The organism is Sulfitobacter sp. M85 (genome assembly GCF_029285915.1).
GTDB lineage: Bacteria > Pseudomonadota > Alphaproteobacteria > Rhodobacterales > Rhodobacteraceae > Sulfitobacter > Sulfitobacter faviae.
In genome coordinates this window covers 37,556-55,159 of sequence record NZ_JABECQ010000003.1, presented here as the reverse complement: position 1 = coordinate 55,159, position 17,604 = coordinate 37,556, and the positions used below count along the sequence as shown (strand labels likewise).

Annotated in this window: 14 protein-coding genes and 1 tRNA gene; 6 read left to right on the top strand and 9 right to left on the bottom strand. The window is 63.5% G+C overall.

All coding sequences use genetic code 11. From position 1 onward, the window contains the following. Window positions 1-5 precede the first annotated feature (5 nt). The 3 genes from HKX24_RS06490 to HKX24_RS06480 are packed head-to-tail and all read right to left on the bottom strand — an operon-like array spanning window position 6 to window position 2,256. On the bottom strand, window positions 6-665 hold the full coding sequence (locus tag HKX24_RS06490) for a uracil-DNA glycosylase (RefSeq protein ID WP_271691442.1): 660 nt from the start codon (window positions 663-665) through the stop codon (window positions 6-8). Further along, window positions 662-1,678: an anthranilate phosphoribosyltransferase gene (trpD, locus tag HKX24_RS06485; RefSeq protein ID WP_271691441.1), complete on the bottom strand. Its 1,017-nt coding sequence runs from the start codon at window positions 1,676-1,678 to the stop codon at window positions 662-664. Before trpD ends, HKX24_RS06490 begins: the two co-directional genes overlap by 4 nt. After that, window positions 1,675-2,256, bottom strand: a complete 582-nt coding sequence (locus HKX24_RS06480; protein ID WP_271691440.1) for an aminodeoxychorismate/anthranilate synthase component II — start codon at window positions 2,254-2,256, stop codon at window positions 1,675-1,677. Before HKX24_RS06480 ends, trpD begins: the two co-directional genes overlap by 4 nt. A gap of 166 nt (window positions 2,257-2,422) precedes the next feature. On the opposite strand from HKX24_RS06480, the gene HKX24_RS06475 reads away from it, so the two are divergent. Next, complete coding sequence (locus tag HKX24_RS06475; RefSeq protein ID WP_271691438.1) at window positions 2,423-3,985, top strand: polysaccharide deacteylase family 2 protein; 1,563 nt, start codon at window positions 2,423-2,425, stop codon at window positions 3,983-3,985. A 24-nt stretch (window positions 3,986-4,009) separates the two neighbouring features. On the opposite strand, the gene HKX24_RS06470 is transcribed toward HKX24_RS06475, so the two are convergent. From HKX24_RS06470 to fabI, 6 genes are read right to left on the bottom strand one after another with little or no spacing between them, the layout of a single operon-like run. Further along, entirely contained in the window at window positions 4,010-5,050 is a 1,041-nt protein-coding gene (locus HKX24_RS06470; RefSeq protein WP_271691437.1) for a succinylglutamate desuccinylase/aspartoacylase family protein, read from the bottom strand. A 2-nt stretch (window positions 5,051-5,052) separates the two neighbouring features. Further along, window positions 5,053-6,564, bottom strand: a complete 1,512-nt coding sequence (trpE, locus tag HKX24_RS06465; RefSeq protein WP_271691436.1) for an anthranilate synthase component I — start codon at window positions 6,562-6,564, stop codon at window positions 5,053-5,055. Between the two features lie 12 nt (window positions 6,565-6,576). After that, a complete protein-coding gene (locus tag HKX24_RS06460) occupies window positions 6,577-8,421 on the bottom strand; it encodes a peptidyl-prolyl cis-trans isomerase (RefSeq protein ID WP_276153889.1) in 1,845 nt (614 codons plus the stop codon). Window positions 8,422-8,451: 30 nt separating this feature from the next. Continuing rightward, window positions 8,452-9,633: an aminotransferase gene (locus HKX24_RS06455; protein ID WP_271691434.1), complete on the bottom strand. Its 1,182-nt coding sequence runs from the start codon at window positions 9,631-9,633 to the stop codon at window positions 8,452-8,454. Window positions 9,634-9,679: 46 nt separating this feature from the next. Continuing rightward, on the bottom strand, window positions 9,680-10,213 hold the full coding sequence (gene gpt, locus HKX24_RS06450; RefSeq protein WP_276153888.1) for a xanthine phosphoribosyltransferase: 534 nt from the start codon (window positions 10,211-10,213) through the stop codon (window positions 9,680-9,682). 54 nt (window positions 10,214-10,267) lie between these two features. After that, on the bottom strand, window positions 10,268-11,074 hold the full coding sequence (gene fabI, locus HKX24_RS06445; protein ID WP_271691433.1) for an enoyl-ACP reductase FabI: 807 nt from the start codon (window positions 11,072-11,074) through the stop codon (window positions 10,268-10,270). 248 nt (window positions 11,075-11,322) lie between these two features. Between fabI and pdxH the strand changes: the two genes are divergently transcribed. From pdxH to HKX24_RS06420, 5 genes are all read left to right on the top strand, one after another. Then, the gene (gene pdxH, locus HKX24_RS06440; RefSeq protein WP_271691432.1) at window positions 11,323-11,928 is read left to right on the top strand and encodes a pyridoxamine 5'-phosphate oxidase; all 606 of its coding nucleotides are present in this window, start codon (window positions 11,323-11,325) and stop codon (window positions 11,926-11,928) included. Between the two features lie 19 nt (window positions 11,929-11,947). Further along, entirely contained in the window at window positions 11,948-12,493 is a 546-nt protein-coding gene (locus tag HKX24_RS06435) for a cold shock domain-containing protein (protein WP_271691431.1), read from the top strand. A gap of 23 nt (window positions 12,494-12,516) precedes the next feature. Continuing rightward, the gene (locus tag HKX24_RS06430) at window positions 12,517-12,975 is read left to right on the top strand and encodes a DUF192 domain-containing protein (RefSeq protein WP_271693828.1); all 459 of its coding nucleotides are present in this window, start codon (window positions 12,517-12,519) and stop codon (window positions 12,973-12,975) included. Between the two features lie 77 nt (window positions 12,976-13,052). Continuing rightward, window positions 13,053-13,129, top strand: a tRNA-Pro gene (locus HKX24_RS06425). 695 nt (window positions 13,130-13,824) lie between these two features. Next, complete coding sequence (locus HKX24_RS06420) at window positions 13,825-17,469, top strand: vitamin B12-dependent ribonucleotide reductase (protein WP_271691430.1); 3,645 nt, start codon at window positions 13,825-13,827, stop codon at window positions 17,467-17,469. Window positions 17,470-17,604 lie beyond the last annotated feature (135 nt).

The following is a 17,604-nucleotide window of genomic DNA, read 5'->3' as shown; positions in this document are numbered from 1 at the left end:
CTTCCTCACGGCTTTGTCCAATGTATGCCGGGCTTGCCTTGGCCCTGCAACCAGTCATTCACGCGGCTGAAGGGGCGTGAGCCGAAGAAGCCGCGCCTTGCTGACAGCGGTGAAGGGTGCGGCGTCTCTATCTTCAGGTTGCGCGCCGGATCGACCTCTGCCGCCGCCTTTTGCGCATGCGCCCCCCAAAGCAGGTAGGCGCGGGGGCGATCAGAAAGACGGTTGAGCACCTGAGCGGTCAACTTTTGCCATCCGAGCCTCGCATGACCATGCGCGCAGCCCGCCGGAACGGTCAGCACGTTGTTGAGCAGCAGAACCCCTTGATCGGCCCAGAACCGCAGGTCTGGGTCTTGCGGTGATGCGCCAAGATCGGCGTCTAACTCCTTGAAGATATTGACAAGGGAGCGGGGAATGGGACGCACATCCGGCTCGGCCGAAAAGGCATAGCCATGGGCGTGGCCGGGTGTCGGATAGGGGTCTTGGCCAAGGATCACCACCTCCACAGCCGCTGGTTGCAGATGCTCAAGTGCGGCGAATATCTGCGGGGCGGGCGGTAGGACGACCCTCGTTTCCGCGGCAAGCTGCTTGGCAATACGCGGCCAATCCTCGGCAAAAAAGGGCAGCTCGGCCCATGCGCCAAGGGCGGTGAGGCTGGGTAGCGTCATGCCGACTGGCTGATCCGCGCCACTTTTTCGATCCGGTCACGCGCCGCGCCGCTGTCGATGCTTTCGCGGGCCATCTCGACGCCGGTTTTCAGATCCGGGGCCACGTCGGCCACCACCAAAGCAGAGGCTGCGTTCAGCAACACAGCGTCGCGGTAGCCTGATGGAACTCCGTCCAGGAGCGCCTTGAAATGTTTGGTGTTTTCGGCGGGCTCGCCTCCGGCGATGGCCTCGAACGGATGGACCGGGAGGCCCGCGTCTTCGGGGTGCAATTCGCGCAGGTTGACGACACCGTCTTCCAGTGCTGCGACCCAGCTGACACCGGTGATGGTCAGCTCATCCGTGCCATCGGAGCCATGCACAAGCCATGCTTTTTCCGAGCCGAGCTGCTTGAGTGTCAGCGCCATCGGTTCAATCAGATCGCGGGTATAGGCGCCGGTTAGCTGCCGTTTGACCCCTGCCGGATTGGTCAGCGGCCCGAGGATGTTAAAAATCGTGCGGGTGCCAAGCTCGGACCGGGTCGGCATGACATGGGCGACGGCGGGGTGATGCATGGGCGCCATCATGAAACCGATACCGGCCTCGGCCAATTCACGCTCGACCACCGCGGGGCCGACCATGACGTTGATCCCCAGTTGCGACAGCGCGTCGGAAGCACCTGATTTCGAACTGAGGTTGCGGTTGCCATGTTTCGCCACGACAGCGCCTGCGCCTGCGGCCACGAAGGCGGCCGCGGTTGAGATGTTCAGCGTACCCTTGCCGTCACCGCCGGTGCCAACGATGTCGATCGCGCCTTCGGGCGCGCGCACGGCGTTGCATTTGCTGCGCATGACCTGTGCCGCGGCGGCATATTCGGTGACCGTCTCGCCGCGCGTGCGCAGCGCCATGAGGAACCCGCCGATCTGGCTGGGGGTCGCTTCGCCCTCGAACAGAATTTCAAAGGCTTCAACGGCCTGATCCGAGGTCAGCGGCCCGTTTGCGGCGGCATCCAGCAGGGGTTTCAGCGCGCTACTCATGCCGGGACCTTCATCTCGTTCAGGAAGTTTTGCAGCAGGGCGTGGCCATGCTCGGACCGGATCGATTCCGGGTGGAATTGCACGCCGTGCAGCGGCAAGTCGCGGTGTTGCAGGCCCATGATGGTGCCGTCTTCAAGCGCTGCGGTAATCTCAAGGCAGTCGGGCAGGCTCGCGCGTTCGACCACCAGCGAGTGATAGCGCGTGGCCCCGAAGGGCGAGGGGAGCCCGGCAAAAACGCCGCGCCCGTCGTGCTGCATCTGGCCCAGTTTGCCATGCACGATATCATCTGCGCGCACGACCTTGCCGCCGAAGGCTTGGCCCAAAGTCTGGTGGCCAAGGCAAACGCCCAAGAGCGGCACGCGCGCCGCGGCGGCGGCATGGGTCAGCTCTAGGCAAATTCCCGCTTGGTCGGGGTCGCAGGGGCCGGGAGACAGCAGGATACCGGCGGGGTTCATGGCCATCGCTTCGTCCACGCTGAGCGCGTCGTTGCGGTGCACCTGCACATCCGCCCCGAGGCTGCCCAGATAGTGGACCAAGTTATAGGTAAAGCTGTCGTAGTTATCGATGAGCAGCAGCACAGGCAGGCATTTCTTTGTATTAGGACTGGAGAAACCGCGCCGGAGCGCGGTATAGGTTTTCGCATACATGTTCAGGCTTGAACCCCATCGTCAAGAGTTTGGGGCAAGCCAATTGAGGGGAACGCCGGGCTTTCTGGCCATGGCGCAGACAGCAGGAGTAGCGCAGATGGCACGCGGAGTTCTGAGCGGGCTGATTTGGGGTGGTGTGGCAAGCATCGGTGTGGCCGGTGCCGTGTCGCTGATGATGCCTTTGCCGCTGCCACCGCAAGTGGGCGATGCGCCCGGATCCGGTCCCGCGCCGGCGCGGATCAATGTGACGGATGCGGGCGAGCAGGGGCGCAGCCGCGATAGCGCGCCGGTGTTGAACGCCCCCGCACCGCGCGCGGATGTGCCGCAGCAAGACAGCCTCGCCGCGCTTGACCCCGACACGCAGACCTCGGCCAGCCTGCCTGAAACCGGTGGTGCGGAGGGGCTCAGCACCCCCGCGGCCCCCGAGGGGCAGACGCCGATGTCGCCTGGCGCGGAAGAGCCTGTCATGCCCAATCCGCAGGCCACAGCGCCGGATGCGCCGCCCGCGGCGGATGAGCTTTCGATCAGCACCGAACCCGCGCAGCCGCCCGCGCCGGATGTGGCGGGTATCGAAGGGGCCTTTGACGCGCCGCAGGGCATGGCCGCGCCGGAGGTCGAAGAGGAGGAGGAGGCGATCACTCTGCCGGCGGAAGAGGTCGTGGTTGAAGAGCCGGAGGCCGAAGCCGATGCGCTCGAAGACGCGCCTCGCGGTGAGGCGGAGGCCGCTGAAGCTGACCTGTCTTCCCCGATGCCTGAGCCGGATAAGATCGAGGAGGCGCGCCCCGCGCCGCTGGAAGAGACGGAGGTTGCCGAAGCCACTCCAGAGCCTGCTGAAACTGAAGCCGACAGCCGCCCGGCCATCGGCACACCAGCGACCAGCCTGACCGAGCGAGACACAGGCGTCGTGATTAACCGCCCCGGTGCAGAGGTGGTGGCAGAGCCCGCTGAAGCTGACGAAATCGTGAACGAGGACCCTCGCCCTGTGGTGGTCAACAGCCTCCCGAGCGACCTGCCTGAGGGCAAGCCGCTGATGAGCGTGGTGCTGATCGACGATGGCACCTCGGTCACCGCCGGCAGCGCCGGGCTGGCCGCATTGCGCAGCTTTCCCTATCCGCTGAGTTTCGCCGTCGATAGCACCTTGCCGGATGCCGCCGAGCGGGTGGAAACCTACCGCGAGGCTGGGTTCGAGGTCTTGGCCATGGTCGACCTGCCGCAGGGCGCGCAGCCCAGCGATGCCGAGACCGCATTTGGCGCCACGCTCGACCAGATTGGCCCGGTGGTGGGGGTGTTGGAAGGCACCGAAAGCGGCTTTCAAGGCAGCCGCGCGCTGGCCGATCAGGTGACCGATATCCTCGCGCAATCAGGCCACGGGTTGGTCACGCAGGACAAGGGGCTTAACACCATGCCCAAGCTGGCGCGCAAGGCGGGTGTGCCTGCCGATCCGGTGTTTCGCGATTTTGACAGCAAGGACCAGTCGGCGCGGGTGATCCGGCGTTTTCTGGATCAAGCGGCCTTCAAAGCGGGGCAGGAGGGCGCGGTGATTATGCTGGGCCGCCTGCGGCCCGATACCGTCTCCGCCCTGCTGCTCTGGGGGCTGCAAGACCGCGCGAGCGATGTGGCTTTGGTCCCGATCTCGGCGGTGCTGCTGCGCGAAGAGTGACCCCGCGCGGGGCGGGGTTTGACGTTAAATAATCTCGTCCTCGTCGAAGAGCGGGTCTTCCTCCAACTGGCTGGCGAGTTCATCTACCGTCGCCTCCGCCGCGCGGGGGCTAAGTTTGGCAAGGTGAAAGACCGCATCGCCCTCGTTAACGATGGGCAGCATCGCCCGCCCGATGAGGATGCCGGGCGCATCGGCCAGAAGCTCGGCCTCCTCCTTGCCGAAAGGGTCTGAGACGATGGCCAGAAGATCGCCTTCGGCGACAGTTTCGCCCTCGGCCCGGAAGGTGCGCAGCAGGCCGCCTGCGGGGGCGCGCAGCCAATGGGAAGCGGTGCAGATATAGGGCGCGCTGCGGGCGCGGGCGATGCCCTTGGCGGGCAGCATGTCTTGCCCGCGCAACACCCGCAAGATGCCCGCTAGACCCGCCCGCACGGCCATCTCGTCAAAGCGCAGCCCTTCGCCCGCCTCGTAGAGCAGGATCGGCGTGCCTTGTTTCGCGGCGACCGCGCGCAGCGATCCGTCGCGCAGGGGGGAGGTCAGCACCACCGGCGCGCCGAAATCCAGCGCCATTTTCTGGGTCACCTGATCCGCCGGAGAGACGCGCACTTGCGGCAGGTTCGTGCGATGAATTGCTGCCGAATGCAGGTCGATGCCGAAGTCGCAGCGCAGCACCACCTCTTGCAGAAAGATATGCGCCAGCCGCGCGCCGAGGCTGCCGGTGGGTGAGCCGGGGAAACAGCGATTCAGATCACGCCGGTCAGGCAGGTAGCGCGAGCGGTTCAGGAAGCCGAAGGAGTTCACCACCGGCACCACGATCAGCGTGCCGCGCAGCGCCGAGAGTTGCGGCGCGCGCAACAGGCGGCGCAGGATCTCCACGCCGATCACCTCATCCCCATGCACCGCCGCTGAGACGAACATCGTCGGCCCGGGCCGTTTGCCGTGGAAGATTTCCAGCGACAGATGCACCGGCGTGTGATCCGGCAGGATCGAAACGGGCAGATCAACGGCGAGGCTGCTGCCGGGGGCGACGGAATGCCCCGCGATCTGGAAGGGCGCGCGGGGGGCCATGGTCAGCCGTTGCCTTTGCCGCCGAACCGCGACGCATCCGCAGCCGCGCGGCGGATTGCGCCGGATTTATGCACGGTTTCCATGAATTCGGCCTCGGGATCGCTGTCATAGACCACGCCGCCGCCTGCTTGGATATAAAGCGTCTCGTCCTTCACCACGGCGGTGCGCAGGGCGATACACATGTCCATGTCGCCGCCCGCGCTGAAATAGCCCACGCCGCCGCCATAAACGCCGCGCTTCTCGGGCTCCAACTCGTCGATGATCTCCATCGCGCGAACCTTTGGCGCGCCCGAGACGGTGCCTGCGGGCATCCCGGCGAAGAAGGCGTCGAGCGCATCCTTGCCCTCTTTCAACTCACCCACGACGTTGGAGACGATGTGCATGACGTGGCTGTAACGCTCGACAATGAACTCTTCCGTGGGACGCACGCTGCCGATCCTGGCGACCCGGCCCACGTCGTTGCGGCCCAGATCGAGCAGCATCAGATGTTCCGCCAGTTCCTTGGGATCGCTCAGCAGATCGGCCTCCAGCGCTCGGTCCTCTTCGGGCGTGGCGCCGCGCTTGCGGGTGCCTGCGATGGGGCGGATGGTCACTTCGTTGCCGAAGACCCGGACGAGAATTTCGGGGCTGGCACCCACCACATGGAAGCCGCCGAAGTTGAAATAGAACATGAAGGGCGAGGGGTTGGTGCGCCGCAGGCTGCGGTAGAGCGCGAAGGGCGGTTGGGTGAAACCTTGGGCCCACCGCTGGCTTGGCACCACCTGAAAGATATCGCCCGCCTTGATATAGTCGCGCGCCTTTTCCACGGCGGATTTATAGCCCTCGCGGGTGAAATTGCTGACCGGCTCCGGCGCGTCATCGGCCTCTCCCAAATTGCGGGAGGTCTGCGGCATGGCGCGTTCCAGATCGCGCACGGCGTCCATCACCCGCTCGGCGGCTTGGGCATAGGCCGCGCGAGCGGTTTGACCTTCGGACACCCAAGCGGGGGAGACGATGGTCACCTCGCCTTTCACCCCGTCGAGGACTGCGACGACCGAAGGGCGTACCATCACGGCGTCGGGCAGGCCCAGAGGGTCGGGGTTTACATTGGGCAGATGTTCCACCAGCCGGATCATGTCATAGCCGAGGTAGCCGAAAAGCCCGGCGGCGGCTTGCGGCAGATCGTCGGGCAGGGTGATCCGCGATTCCGCGATCACGTCGCGCAGACGGTCCAGCGGGTCACCGGGCATATCCTCAAAGGCATCGGCATCATAGCGCGCCGCACGGTTAAGCGCGGAGGTCTTGCCCCGGCAGCGCCAGATCAGGTCGGGTTTCATGCCGATGATCGAATACCGCCCGCGCACATCGCCGCCGGTGACGGATTCCAGCACAAAGGCATTCTCTGCCGCGCCGGTGAGTTTCAGCATCAAGGACACAGGCGTGTCGAGATCGGCGGCAAGGCGGGTGTAGACGATCTGATTCTCGCCCGCCTCATAGGCGCGGGCGAATGTGTCGAAATCCGGGGTCAGGGCCATCAAAATTGCCTATCAGGGAAAGTTCACATGCACGGCATTGACCGCGCGCTGGTCGATCTGGGGATCGGCGTCGCGCATGACGGCATTGCTGTAGATATCGAAAAGACCTTGGGCCAGGGCCTGATCCAACTGCTGCGAGAGACGGTCCATCAGCGCTTGGGTCTGGTCGTCTTCGCCCGCCGGTGTCACGGCATCGAGGCGCAGAACCACGACGCTATCGCCCGCAGGCAGGACGGCCACGCCGCCTTCGTCGAGGTCAAAGACCTGATCCATGAAGTCGTCCGGCGTGCCGTCGACGTAGGAGCTGCGGGTCAGCCCTTCGCCAAGCTGCGGCGTGAGACCGGCGGCTTCAAAACCCCCTTCTTCGCCGAGCGTCTCGGTCAGGCTTTCGGCCTTTTCGGTCAGCGCCTCGACGACCTGAGCGTTGCGCCATGCGGTCTCAACCGCATCACGGGCCTCTTCGAAAGGTTCGGGGCGCGCCTCTTTGGTCTCATCCAGACGCATGGCAAAGACGCCGCCGTCTTCGAGTTGATCGATCTGCGGGAAGTCATTGGCACTCAGCCCCGCCGCGGCTTCGCGGAAGGCACCATAGGCGGCGATGCCTTCGCTGCTGTCTTGGGTCCAGTCGATGGTGCCAAGGCGCATCTTGGTCTCTTGGGCCAAGTCTTCGAGCGTGGCACCCCCGGCAAGCTGGTCGTCGACCTCTTGCGCGCGGGCTTCGACAGCGCGGGTGGCGCGGGAGATGGCGAGGGTTTCTTCCAGCACCTCACGGGCCTCTTCGAAAGGCACATGCTGCGCCGGGAGGATGGCGTTCACGCGGAACAGGGCCGGCCCAAGCGAGCTGGGCAGCGGGCCTACGATGTCACCGCTTTCGGCGGAAAAGACTGCATCGGCTGCATCATCAAGATCGGATTTCGCGACATCGCCCAGATCGACATCCGCCAAGGCCAAGCCGCGCTCTTCGACCAGCGCCTCGAAAGTGGTGCCGTCGACCTCAAGCGCTGCGGCGGCGCGGTCTGCGGCCTCCTGATCGGCAAAGACCAGACGTTCGACCAAACGCCGCTCGGGCTGGTCGTATTCGTCGCTGCGGGCGTCATATTCGGCCCGCAGCTCTTCTTCGGGCACTTCGACTTCGTCCAGCAGGTCTTCGGGAGCGAGCCAAGCGTAGGTGATGCTTTTGCTGGCGGGCAGCATGAAGTCATCGGTGTTGGCGTCGTAATAGGCGCGCAATTCGTCTTCGGTGGCGGCGGGCAGGGGCGCGTCGAGGTCATCCTCGCTCAGCCGGGCCCAAGTGAAGCTGCGCTCTTCGGCAACATAGTCGACCAGCGTGCGGGCATAGGTGTCGGGCATGGAGACGCCGCCCAGAATGGCGCGTTGGAGCAGGCCACGCGCGGCTTCTTCGCGGATCGAGCGTTCGAACTCGGCCTCGCTCATCCCGCTTTGCTGAAGGGCAAAGCGATAGCCTTCGCGGTCAAAGTTGCCGTCGATCCCTTGGAAGGCCGAGATTGCCACGATCTCATCGCGCAGGGTGGCGTCACCGATGGAGATGCCCATTTCGTCGGCTTCGTGATCCAGCGCGCGGTTGCGCACGATCCGTTGCAGGACGGCGCGGTCCAGCCCCATCTCTTGGGCGCGGGCGAAGGGCAGGCTTTCCCCCGTTTGCGCTTCGATCGCGCGGATTTCCTGCTGCAACTGGCGGGCATATTGATCGACCGAGATCGACTTGTCGCCCACGGTGCCGATGCTGCGCAGATTGCCGCTGAGGTTGATCGCGCCAAAGCCGCCCAGACCCAAGATCAAAAGGGCCATCAAGGCCCAGACGGCGGTTTTCGAAAAGCTGAAGCCCTTTTTGGCCATGACACGGTCCCTCGTTGATTTCGGACCTGTCTATGCGTTGCGTGGCAGGGCTGCAAGCCTGTCGAAAAGCTCCTTTAGACCGGCGGCGTCGAGGTTGGCAAAGGCGATGCGCAGCTGGCTTTCGCCGCGGGCGTCGCCCTCGGGCTGGAACATCGTGCCGGGCAGGCAGAGCACGCCCGCGTCGCGCACCAGATCGCGCGCCAGATCAGCCGAAGAAACGCTGAAAGGGTGGCGCATATAGGCGAAATAGCCACCCAGCCCCAGAAGCTCCCAGCCCAGCGGTTCAAGCCGGGGCATCAGGTCGGCAATGGCGGCGCGGCGGGTGAGGATTTCCTCGCGTTCTTCGGCAAGCCATGCGCTGAGGTTCTGCATCCCCCAAAGCGCGCCGTGTTGGCCGATCTGCGCGGGGCAGATGGCGACGGTGTCGAGGAACTTCTCGACCTCGGCCAACCGTGCGCGGCTGGCGATCAGCGCGCCGACGCGGTGGCCGGTCAGGCGGTAGGCCTTGGAAAAAGAATAGAGGTGAATGAGCGTGTCATGCCAATCGGGGTCGCGGAACAGCGCATGCGGCGGGCCGGGGCGGCTGTGGAAGTCGCGGTAGGTCTCATCAAGGATCAGCGCGATGCCGTGGCGGCGGGCCAGTTCGAAAAATTCCTGCACGAGGGCGGCAGGATATTCCACGCCGCCGGGATTGTTCGGCGTGACCAGCGCGATGGCACGGGTGCGCGGGGTGATGGAGGCCGCGGCCTTCTCGGGGTCGGGCAGCATGTCGGCCTCAACGGGCAGCGGCACCGCGGTGACGCCGCTCATATCAAGCCACATCTTGTGATTGAAGTACCACGGCGTCGGGATGATGACCTCGTCGCCCTCGCCGCAGAGCGTGGCGATGGCGGCGGCGAAGGCTTGGTTGCAGCCGGAGGTGATGCAGACCTGTTCGTCGGTCACCACGCCCGCGTATTTCTCGGCTGTTTGCCGCGCCAGTTCGGCGCGCAGTTCCGGCAGGCCCAGCACCGGCCCGTAGAGATGCGCCTCATCGTTGTTCAGCGTGACCTCGGCCATCGCACGGCGCAGCCCTTCGGGGGGCGGATCGACGGGCGCGGCTTGGCTCACGTTAATAAGCGGACGGTCAGGCGGGAAGTCGACGCCATCGAGCCAGCGCCGCGCCTCCATCACCGGGGGGAAGAACGTGGTGGCGGTGCGCGGAAGCGTCATGGGGGTATCCGGTCAGATAGGGGCAGGGCAGGTGGCGCGGGGCCGGTCAGTCCTTGCCGCGGTAGGGTTCGACATATTGCAGGGCCATGTCCCACGGGAAGAAGATCCATGTGTCCTGGCTCACGCCGGTGATGAAAGTATCGACCTGCGGCTCGCCCTCGGGCTTGGCATAGACGGTGGCGAAATGCGCCTGCGGGTAAAGCTCGCGCACCAGTTCGATGGTCTTGCCGCTATCGACAAGGTCGTCGACGATCAGGATGCCGGTGCCGTCGCCCATCATCTCGGCATCGGGGGATTTCAGCACTTTTGCCTCGCGGCGCTGGTCGGCGGCCCCGCCGCCCGAGTGGTAGGACATGACCGAGATCGTGTCGACGGTGCGGATGTCGAGTTCGCGCGCGACGATCATCGCGGGCGCCATGCCGCCACGGGTGACCGCCACCACGGCACGCCACGCGCCATCGTCGGGGCCCAGACCGTCGAGCCGCCACGCCAGCGCGCGGCTGTCGCGGTGGATCTGATCCCAAGAGATGTGAAAGCCCTTTTCATGGGGCAGGCGCGAGGCGTCCTTGGATTTGGTCATGGTGGTCCTTTGCAGCAGCTGGCGCGGGCACCCGCGCGAATTAATTTGGGCGGCTTATTCCTTGGACATGTCGGGCGCGTCAACCGCCTTCATGCCGACGACGTGATAGCCCGCGTCGACATGGAGGTTCTCGCCCGTGGTGCCGCTGCCCAGATCCGACAGCAGGAACAGCGCGGCCTTGCCCACGTCCTCTGTGGTGACGTTGCGGCGCAGGGGCGAGTTATACTCGTTCCATTTCATGATGTAGCGGAAGTCGCCGATGCCGGAAGCCGCCAGCGTCTTGATCGGCCCCGCCGAGACCGCGTTGACGCGGATGCCGTCCTTGCCCAGATCTTCGGCGAGGTATTTTACGCTCGCTTCCAGCGCCGCCTTGGCCACGCCCATGACATTGTAATGCGGCATCACCTTCTCGGCGCCGTAGTAGGTGAGCGTCAGCGCGCTTGCCCCGGGCGACATCATCTTCTCGGCGCGCTGCATCACGGCGGTGAAGGAATAGACCGAGATGTCCATCGACATGGCGAAATTGCCGCGGCTGGTGTCAACATAGCGGCCCCGCAGCTCGCCCTTGTCGGAAAAGCCGATGGCGTGCACGATGAAATCCAACTCACCCCAGCGTTCTTTCAGGCTCTCGAACAACGCATCAATCGACGCTTCATCGCCCACGTCGCAGGGCAGAACGATGTCGCTGCCAAGCTGCTCGGCCAGCGGGCCGACGCGTTTCTTCAGCGCTTCGCCTTGGTAGGAAAAAGCAAGTTCCGCCCCCGCATCGGCCAGTGCCTTGGCCACGCCCCATGCGATGGATTTGTCATTCGCCAGCCCCATGATGAGCCCGCGCTTGCCCTGCATCAGTTCGTTTCCCATTCCGCCGCCTTGTCTATGTTCTTGTCTATGTTCCGTTGAGGTTGTCTTGGTCTAGGCGATTGCAGCGCTACCATCAAGACTGCACAGGCGCCTTCACCCCCGAGATTGGCCATAAGATCGGCGGCTAACTGTCGGAAATCGGGTGAGGTTGTCCTTTGAGTTGCCGATTGTTAACAAATGCCATACCGAAGAGATCGGACCCCGGCGTAGAACCGGTGACAGGCAAAGCACTCTGAAGGAGATGCCGAATGGAGACGCGGACTGGTATTTTTGCGGGGGATGATCCCTTTGCAATTGCGCAGCGTTGGCTTTCCGAAGCAGAGGCGACCGAGCCTAATGATCCCAATGCCATCGCGCTCAGCACGGTAGATTCGCAAGGGCTGCCCAACGCCCGCATGGTGCTGCTGAAAGAGATCGAGCCAGAGGCTTTTGTCTTTTACACCAATTACGAAAGCCAGAAGGCGCAGGAACTTGACGGCGCGGGCAAAGCGGCCTTTGTCATGCATTGGAAATCCTTGCGCCGCCAATTGCGGGTGCGCGGCTTGATCAGCCGAGAGGACGGGCCGCAGGCCGATGCCTATTACGCCTCGCGCTCGCTCAAAAGCCGTCTGGGGGCTTGGGCCTCGCGCCAATCGCAGCCGCTCTCGGGCCGCGGTGCGCTGATGGCCGAGGTGGCCAAGGTGACGGCGCAGAAAGGGGTGAACCCTGAGCGCCCCCCGTTCTGGGGCGGCTACCGGATCACCCCGCTGGAAATCGAATTCTGGGCCGATGGCGAGTTTCGCCTGCATGACCGTTTCCAATGGCGGCGCGCAGATGTCGCGGCACCCTGGGCCGTGACCCGGCTCAACCCCTGATCTGACGGCGCGATACCCCATGAAAGATGTGTCTGAAACCCAAGCGGAACCAGCGGCGATAGATGACCCCCTCGAAGGCGTGGTCAAATGGTTCGACCCGGTCAAGGGTTTCGGCTTTGTCGTCGCGGATGCGGGCGGGGCGGACATCCTGCTGCACGTCAATGTCCTGCGCAATTACGGCCAAAGCTCTGTCGCGGATGGGGCGCGGGTGGCGGTGCGCGTCCAACAGACCGAGCGCGGGGCGCAGGCGGTCGAATTGCTTTCCGTCGAGGCGCCCAGTGAATTGCCCGCCGCCGTGGTGGAATTCGCCGGTTTCGATCCTGAGCAACTGGCCACCGCTGAGTTTGAGCCCGCCCGTGTCAAATGGTTCGACAAGGCCAAGGGATTCGGGTTTGCAAATGTCTTTGGCTGCGCGGAAGATGTGTTTTTGCATATCGACGTGCTGCGCCAATCCGGACTTTGTGATTTGCAACCGGGCGAAGCACTTGCCATGCGTGTGATTGTTGGCGATCGGGGTCATCTGGCGGCGGAGGTAAGCTCATGGGACGCGGTGATAGACGGCTAAAGGTCGGGCGACTGGCAAGGCATATGGCAGGGGCGGCACTGGCTGGCTTGCTGCTGACCGGCGCGGCGGTGGCCGAGGTTTGCCGTATCGATTCCGTGACGCTCCGCGGGGAGTGGGGGAAGGCCCGCTTCTCTGTCGAAGTGGCCGATGACACGGCGGAACGCGCCAAGGGGCTGATGCATCGGCGTTCGCTGCCCCTGAGCGCGGGCATGCTCTTTATCTACGAAAGACCTCAGCCCCTGAATTTCTGGATGCGCAACACGTTGATCCCGCTGGACTTGCTGTTCATAGACGAAAGGGGTGTGGTGCAGAAGATCCACCACTCCGCCAAACCGCTGGACGAAACACCGATCCCGGGCGGCGACGATTTGCTGTCGGTGCTGGAGATCAACGGCGGCCTGTCGAAACGCCTTGGGATCACCGAAGGCAGCGAAATCCGCCATCCGGCCTTTGCCGGGAACGCTCCGGCTTGGCCCTGCTAAAGACTTCGCGGATTTTCCAATTTTAAGGTCAATCGGGGCTTTTCAATTGGCGGGCTTATGGCTAAAGAAGCCCCAGTCGGAGCGTGGCGCAGCCTGGTAGCGCACCTGTTTTGGGTACAGGGGGTCGGAGGTTCGAATCCTCTCGCTCCGACCACTTTCTTACAACATCGCTGGTGTAGCGCTTCCCGCTTTGGTTGAGGCGCGCCCGTTGTCCTATCCTCATTCTGCACAAGATATAGTAGCTATCGCCGCCGCATTGGCAGGTTTGCGCCTGTGCGCGCCCAGATCGTGATGATTCTGCCGCGGTTCTTGACGCGGACATGGGGCAGGGGGCTTGGGCCGGGTGATCGTGGCACAGGGTTCACTTTCGGCGGCCTGTCGCCCGGCGGGTGATCTTGGGCTGTGGATGAATTCAACTAATCTCTCAAACACCTCCGCTAACCCGGCCCCGGCAATGGATTATTTCAAAGCCGCCCACCAATCGAACTTGCGGGTATCTTTGGGGATATCCTGAGGCTGAATCACTGGGGTAGGGCGCGGGGCAAATCGGGGGGCTTCGGTCAACTACCCGCCCCGAAATAATTCCGAAAAAAACCGTTGACCAATTAGTGTGATCTACGTCAGTTTGTGGGGGTCAAGTAAAGCGCCACAATATGTTGTGGTTAACGCAACGGGGCGCTTGGGCGGCGGGGACAGAGCATAGAGCCAGTGTTTCAATCGGTTTCGGGCCGCTTGCGTCAGCAGGTGGCGCGGGGAAGCTTTGTTCAAACTGCCAGCACATAGGGGTGAGACGGCCTGCCGTGGGCAGGTCGGCTCCAAATTTTGAGAGTTTGAAAAAGGGCAGCGACGATGAAGATTGAACGGAATTTCACCAAGGCCGGGCAGGATGCCTATGCGGATTTGGACTTTGTCACCACGGTGTCAGAGATCCGCAACCCTGACGGTTCGGTGGTGTTCAAGCTCGACAACGTCGAAGTGCCCAAATCCTGGAGCCAGGTCGCCAGCGACGTGATCGCGCAGAAGTATTTCCGCAAGGCGGGCGTGCCCAGCGAGACCCGCAAGGTCAAAGAAAAGGACGTGCCTGAGTTCCTGTGGCGTTCCGAACCCGCCGAAGGGGCCGAGATGGGCGGGGAGACTTCCTCCAAGCAGGTTTTCGACCGTCTGGCGGGCGCTTGGGCCTACTGGGGCTGGAAGGGCGGCTATTTCACCACCGAGGAAGACGCCCGCGCGTATTACGATGAGATGCGCCACATGCTGGCCAGCCAGCGCGCGGCCCCGAACAGCCCGCAGTGGTTCAACACCGGTCTGCACTGGGCTTACGGCATCGATGGCCCGGCGCAGGGGCATTACTACGTCGACTACAAAACCGGTAAGCTGACCCGGTCGAAATCCTCCTATGAGCACCCGCAGCCGCATGCCTGCTTCATCCAGTCTGTGGGCGACGATCTGGTGGGCGACGGTGGCATCATGGACCTCTGGGTTCGCGAGGCACGTCTGTTCAAATACGGCTCGGGCACGGGCACCAACTTTTCATCGCTCCGCGGAGAGGGCGAGAAGCTGTCGGGCGGCGGCAAGTCGTCGGGTTTGATGGGGTTCCTCAAGATCGGGGACCGCGCCGCTGGCGCCATCAAATCCGGCGGCACCACCCGCCGCGCTGCCAAGATGGTGATCGTCGACGCCGACCATCCCGATATCGAGGATTTCATCAACTGGAAGGTGCTCGAAGAGCAGAAGGTGGCCTCCATCGTCGCCGGCTCCAAGATGCACGAGCAGAAGCTCAACCTTTTGTTCGACGCGATCAAGGCATGGGACGGGGCCGAGGCGGATGCCTATGACCCCGCCAAGAACGCCGCGCTGAAACAGGCGATCCGCGAGGCCAAGAAGGTCGCGATCCCCGAAACTTACGTCAAACGCGTGCTGGACTATGCCAAGCAGGGCCACACCGGCATCGAGTTCCCGACCTATGACACCGACTGGGATAGCGAGGCCTACAACTCCGTCTCCGGCCAGAACTCCAACAACTCGATCCGCGTCACCAATGCCTTTCTGAAGGCCGTGGAGAAGGATGCCGACTGGGAGTTGATCAGCCGCACCGAGAACCGGGTTGTCAAGACCGTCCGCGCCCGCGACCTGTGGGATCAGGTCGGCCATGCCGCATGGGCCTGCGCCGATCCAGGGATCCAGTACCACGACACTGTGAACGACTGGCACACCTGCCCCGAGGACGGGGCGATCCGCGGCTCGAACCCCTGTTCGGAGTACATGTTCCTTGACGATACGGCGTGCAATCTGGCTTCGATGAACCTGCTGACCTTCCTTCAGGACGGGGTCTTTCAGGTCGAGGACTACATGCACGCTTCGCGCCTCTGGACCGTGACACTGGAAATCAGCGTGATGATGGCGCAGTTTCCTTCCAAGGAAATCGCGCAGCGGTCTTATGACTTCCGCACGCTGGGTCTGGGCTATGCCAATATCGGCGGCTTGCTGATGAACATGGGCTATTCCTATGACAGCGACGAAGGCCGCGCTTTGGGCGGTGCCCTGACCGCGATCATGACCGGCGTCGCCTATGCGACCTCCGCTGAGATGGCGGGCGAATTGGGCGCCTTCCCGGGCTATGCCAAGAACGCCGAGCACATGCTGCGCGTCATCCGCAACCACCGCACCGCCGCCTATGGGAAGGCGGACGGCTATGAGCAACTCTCGGTCAAACCGGTGCCGCTGGATCACGCCAATTGCCCGCAGGCAGGGCTGGTCGACATCGCCAAATCCTGCTGGGACGAGGCGCTGAAACTGGGCGAAGCCCATGGCTACCGCAACGCGCAGACCTCCGTCATCGCGCCCACCGGCACCATCGGTCTGGTCATGGACTGCGATACCACCGGCATTGAGCCCGACTTCGCGCTGGTGAAGTTCAAGAAGCTCGCAGGGGGTGGATACTTCAAAATCATCAACCAATCCGTGCCTGCCGCGCTGGAAAAACTCGGCTACGGGTCGGCCCAGATCGAAGAGATCGTCAGCTATGCCGTCGGCCACGGCACCATCGGCAATGCGCCCGCGATCAACCACACCACGCTGGCAGGGCACGGCTTTGGCGCCAATGAATTGGCCAAGATCGACGCCGCGCTGAAACAGGCTTTCGACATCCGCTTTGTCTTCAATCAATGGACGCTAGGCGAAGCCTTCTGCACGCAGGTGCTGGGCATTCCGACCGAAAAGCTGAACGACCCGACCTTCGACCTGCTCCGCTCCCTCGGTTTCAGCAAGGCCGATATCGAAGCGGCCAATGACCACGTCTGCGGGACCATGACGCTCGAAGGCGCGCCGCATCTGCGCGAGGAGCATTACGACATCTTCGACTGTGCCAACCCCTGCGGCAAGAAGGGCAAGCGTTACCTGTCGGTCAACAGCCACATCCACATGATGGCAGCGGCGCAGAGCTTCATCTCGGGGGCGATCTCTAAAACGATCAACATGCCAAATGACGCGACGATCGAGGATTGCCAGAAGGCTTATGAACTCAGCTGGTCGCTGGGGATCAAGGCCAACGCGCTCTACCGCGATGGTTCGAAACTGAGCCAACCGCTGGCCGCAGCCCTCGTGGAGGACGACGAAGACGCTGCCGAGACGCTGGAAAGCGGCAACACGCATGAGAAGGCCGCCGTTTTGGCTGAAAAGATCGTCGAAAAGGTGATCGTCAAAGAGATCATCAAATCACACCGCGAGAAGATGCCACAGCGCCGCAAGGGCTATACCCAGAAGGCCAACGTGGGCGGTCACAAAGTTTATCTGCGCACCGGCGAATATGAGGACGGCAAGCTGGGCGAGATCTTCATCGACATGCACAAGGAAGGCGCGGGCTTCCGGGCGATGATGAACAACTTCGCCATCGCGGTCTCGGTCGGTCTGCAATACGGCGTGCCGCTGGAGGAATTCGTCGATGCCTTCACCTTCACCAAGTTCGAACCGGCGGGCATGGTGCAGGGCAACGACAGCATCAAACAGGCGACCTCGATCCTCGACTATGTGTTCCGTGAATTGGCGGTGAGCTACCTCGACCGCACCGATCTGGCGCATGTGAAGCCCGAGGGCGCGACCTTTGACGATCTGGGCCGGGGCGAGGAAGAGAACCTCTCGAACGTCAGCGAGTTGAGCGAGTGGGCCGCGAATAAGTCCTTGGAAGTGCTCAAGCAAATCAGCTCCACCGGCTATCTGCGCAACCGCCTTCCACAAGAGTTGGTAGTGTTGCAGGGCGGGCAGGGCGTCGAGCCGAGCACCGCCTACGCCCCCCAAGTGAGCGGCGGCGACGTGGCGGTCGCGGTGCAACCCTCGGCCTCTGCCAGCACCGGGGCGGTCAGCCTTGATGCGCGGGCCAAGGCCAAGATGCAGGGCTATGAAGGCGAAGCCTGCGGTGAATGCGGCAACTACACATTGGTTCGCAACGGCACCTGTATGAAGTGCAACACCTGCGGCGGCACCTCGGGCTGTAGCTGATGAGATGTGCCCCGAAAGGGGCGCGCAGGGGCAGGGCCGCAAGGCCCGCCCCGACGAGGCTGCCGGCGCGCCTCAGGCATACTTGCGCGAAAGGGTTAATTTCCGCGCTGCCATCCAGATTGCGTTAACCAAAAT

Bases quoted from the DNA above. Each gene is read 5' to 3' on its own strand.
- HKX24_RS06435 (WP_271691431.1), top strand. From the start codon at position 11,948: ATGAAAGATGTGTCTGAAACCCAAGCGGAACCAGCGGCGATAGATGAC.
- pdxH (WP_271691432.1), top strand. From the start codon at position 11,323: ATGGAGACGCGGACTGGTATTTTTGCGGGGGATGATCCCTTTGCAATT.
- trpD (WP_271691441.1), bottom strand. From the start codon at position 1,678: ATGAGTAGCGCGCTGAAACCCCTGCTGGATGCCGCCGCAAACGGGCCG.
- HKX24_RS06475 (WP_271691438.1), top strand. From the start codon at position 2,423: ATGGCACGCGGAGTTCTGAGCGGGCTGATTTGGGGTGGTGTGGCAAGC.
- HKX24_RS06455 (WP_271691434.1), bottom strand. From the start codon at position 9,633: ATGACGCTTCCGCGCACCGCCACCACGTTCTTCCCCCCGGTGATGGAG.
- fabI (WP_271691433.1), bottom strand. From the start codon at position 11,074: ATGGGAAACGAACTGATGCAGGGCAAGCGCGGGCTCATCATGGGGCTG.
- HKX24_RS06490 (WP_271691442.1), bottom strand. From the start codon at position 665: ATGACGCTACCCAGCCTCACCGCCCTTGGCGCATGGGCCGAGCTGCCC.
- HKX24_RS06470 (WP_271691437.1), bottom strand. From the start codon at position 5,050: ATGGCCCCCCGCGCGCCCTTCCAGATCGCGGGGCATTCCGTCGCCCCC.
- HKX24_RS06430 (WP_271693828.1), top strand. From the start codon at position 12,517: ATGGCAGGGGCGGCACTGGCTGGCTTGCTGCTGACCGGCGCGGCGGTG.
- gpt (WP_276153888.1), bottom strand. From the start codon at position 10,213: ATGACCAAATCCAAGGACGCCTCGCGCCTGCCCCATGAAAAGGGCTTT.
- HKX24_RS06460 (WP_276153889.1), bottom strand. From the start codon at position 8,421: ATGGCCAAAAAGGGCTTCAGCTTTTCGAAAACCGCCGTCTGGGCCTTG.
- HKX24_RS06420 (WP_271691430.1), top strand. From the start codon at position 13,825: ATGAAGATTGAACGGAATTTCACCAAGGCCGGGCAGGATGCCTATGCG.
- trpE (WP_271691436.1), bottom strand. From the start codon at position 6,564: ATGGCCCTGACCCCGGATTTCGACACATTCGCCCGCGCCTATGAGGCG.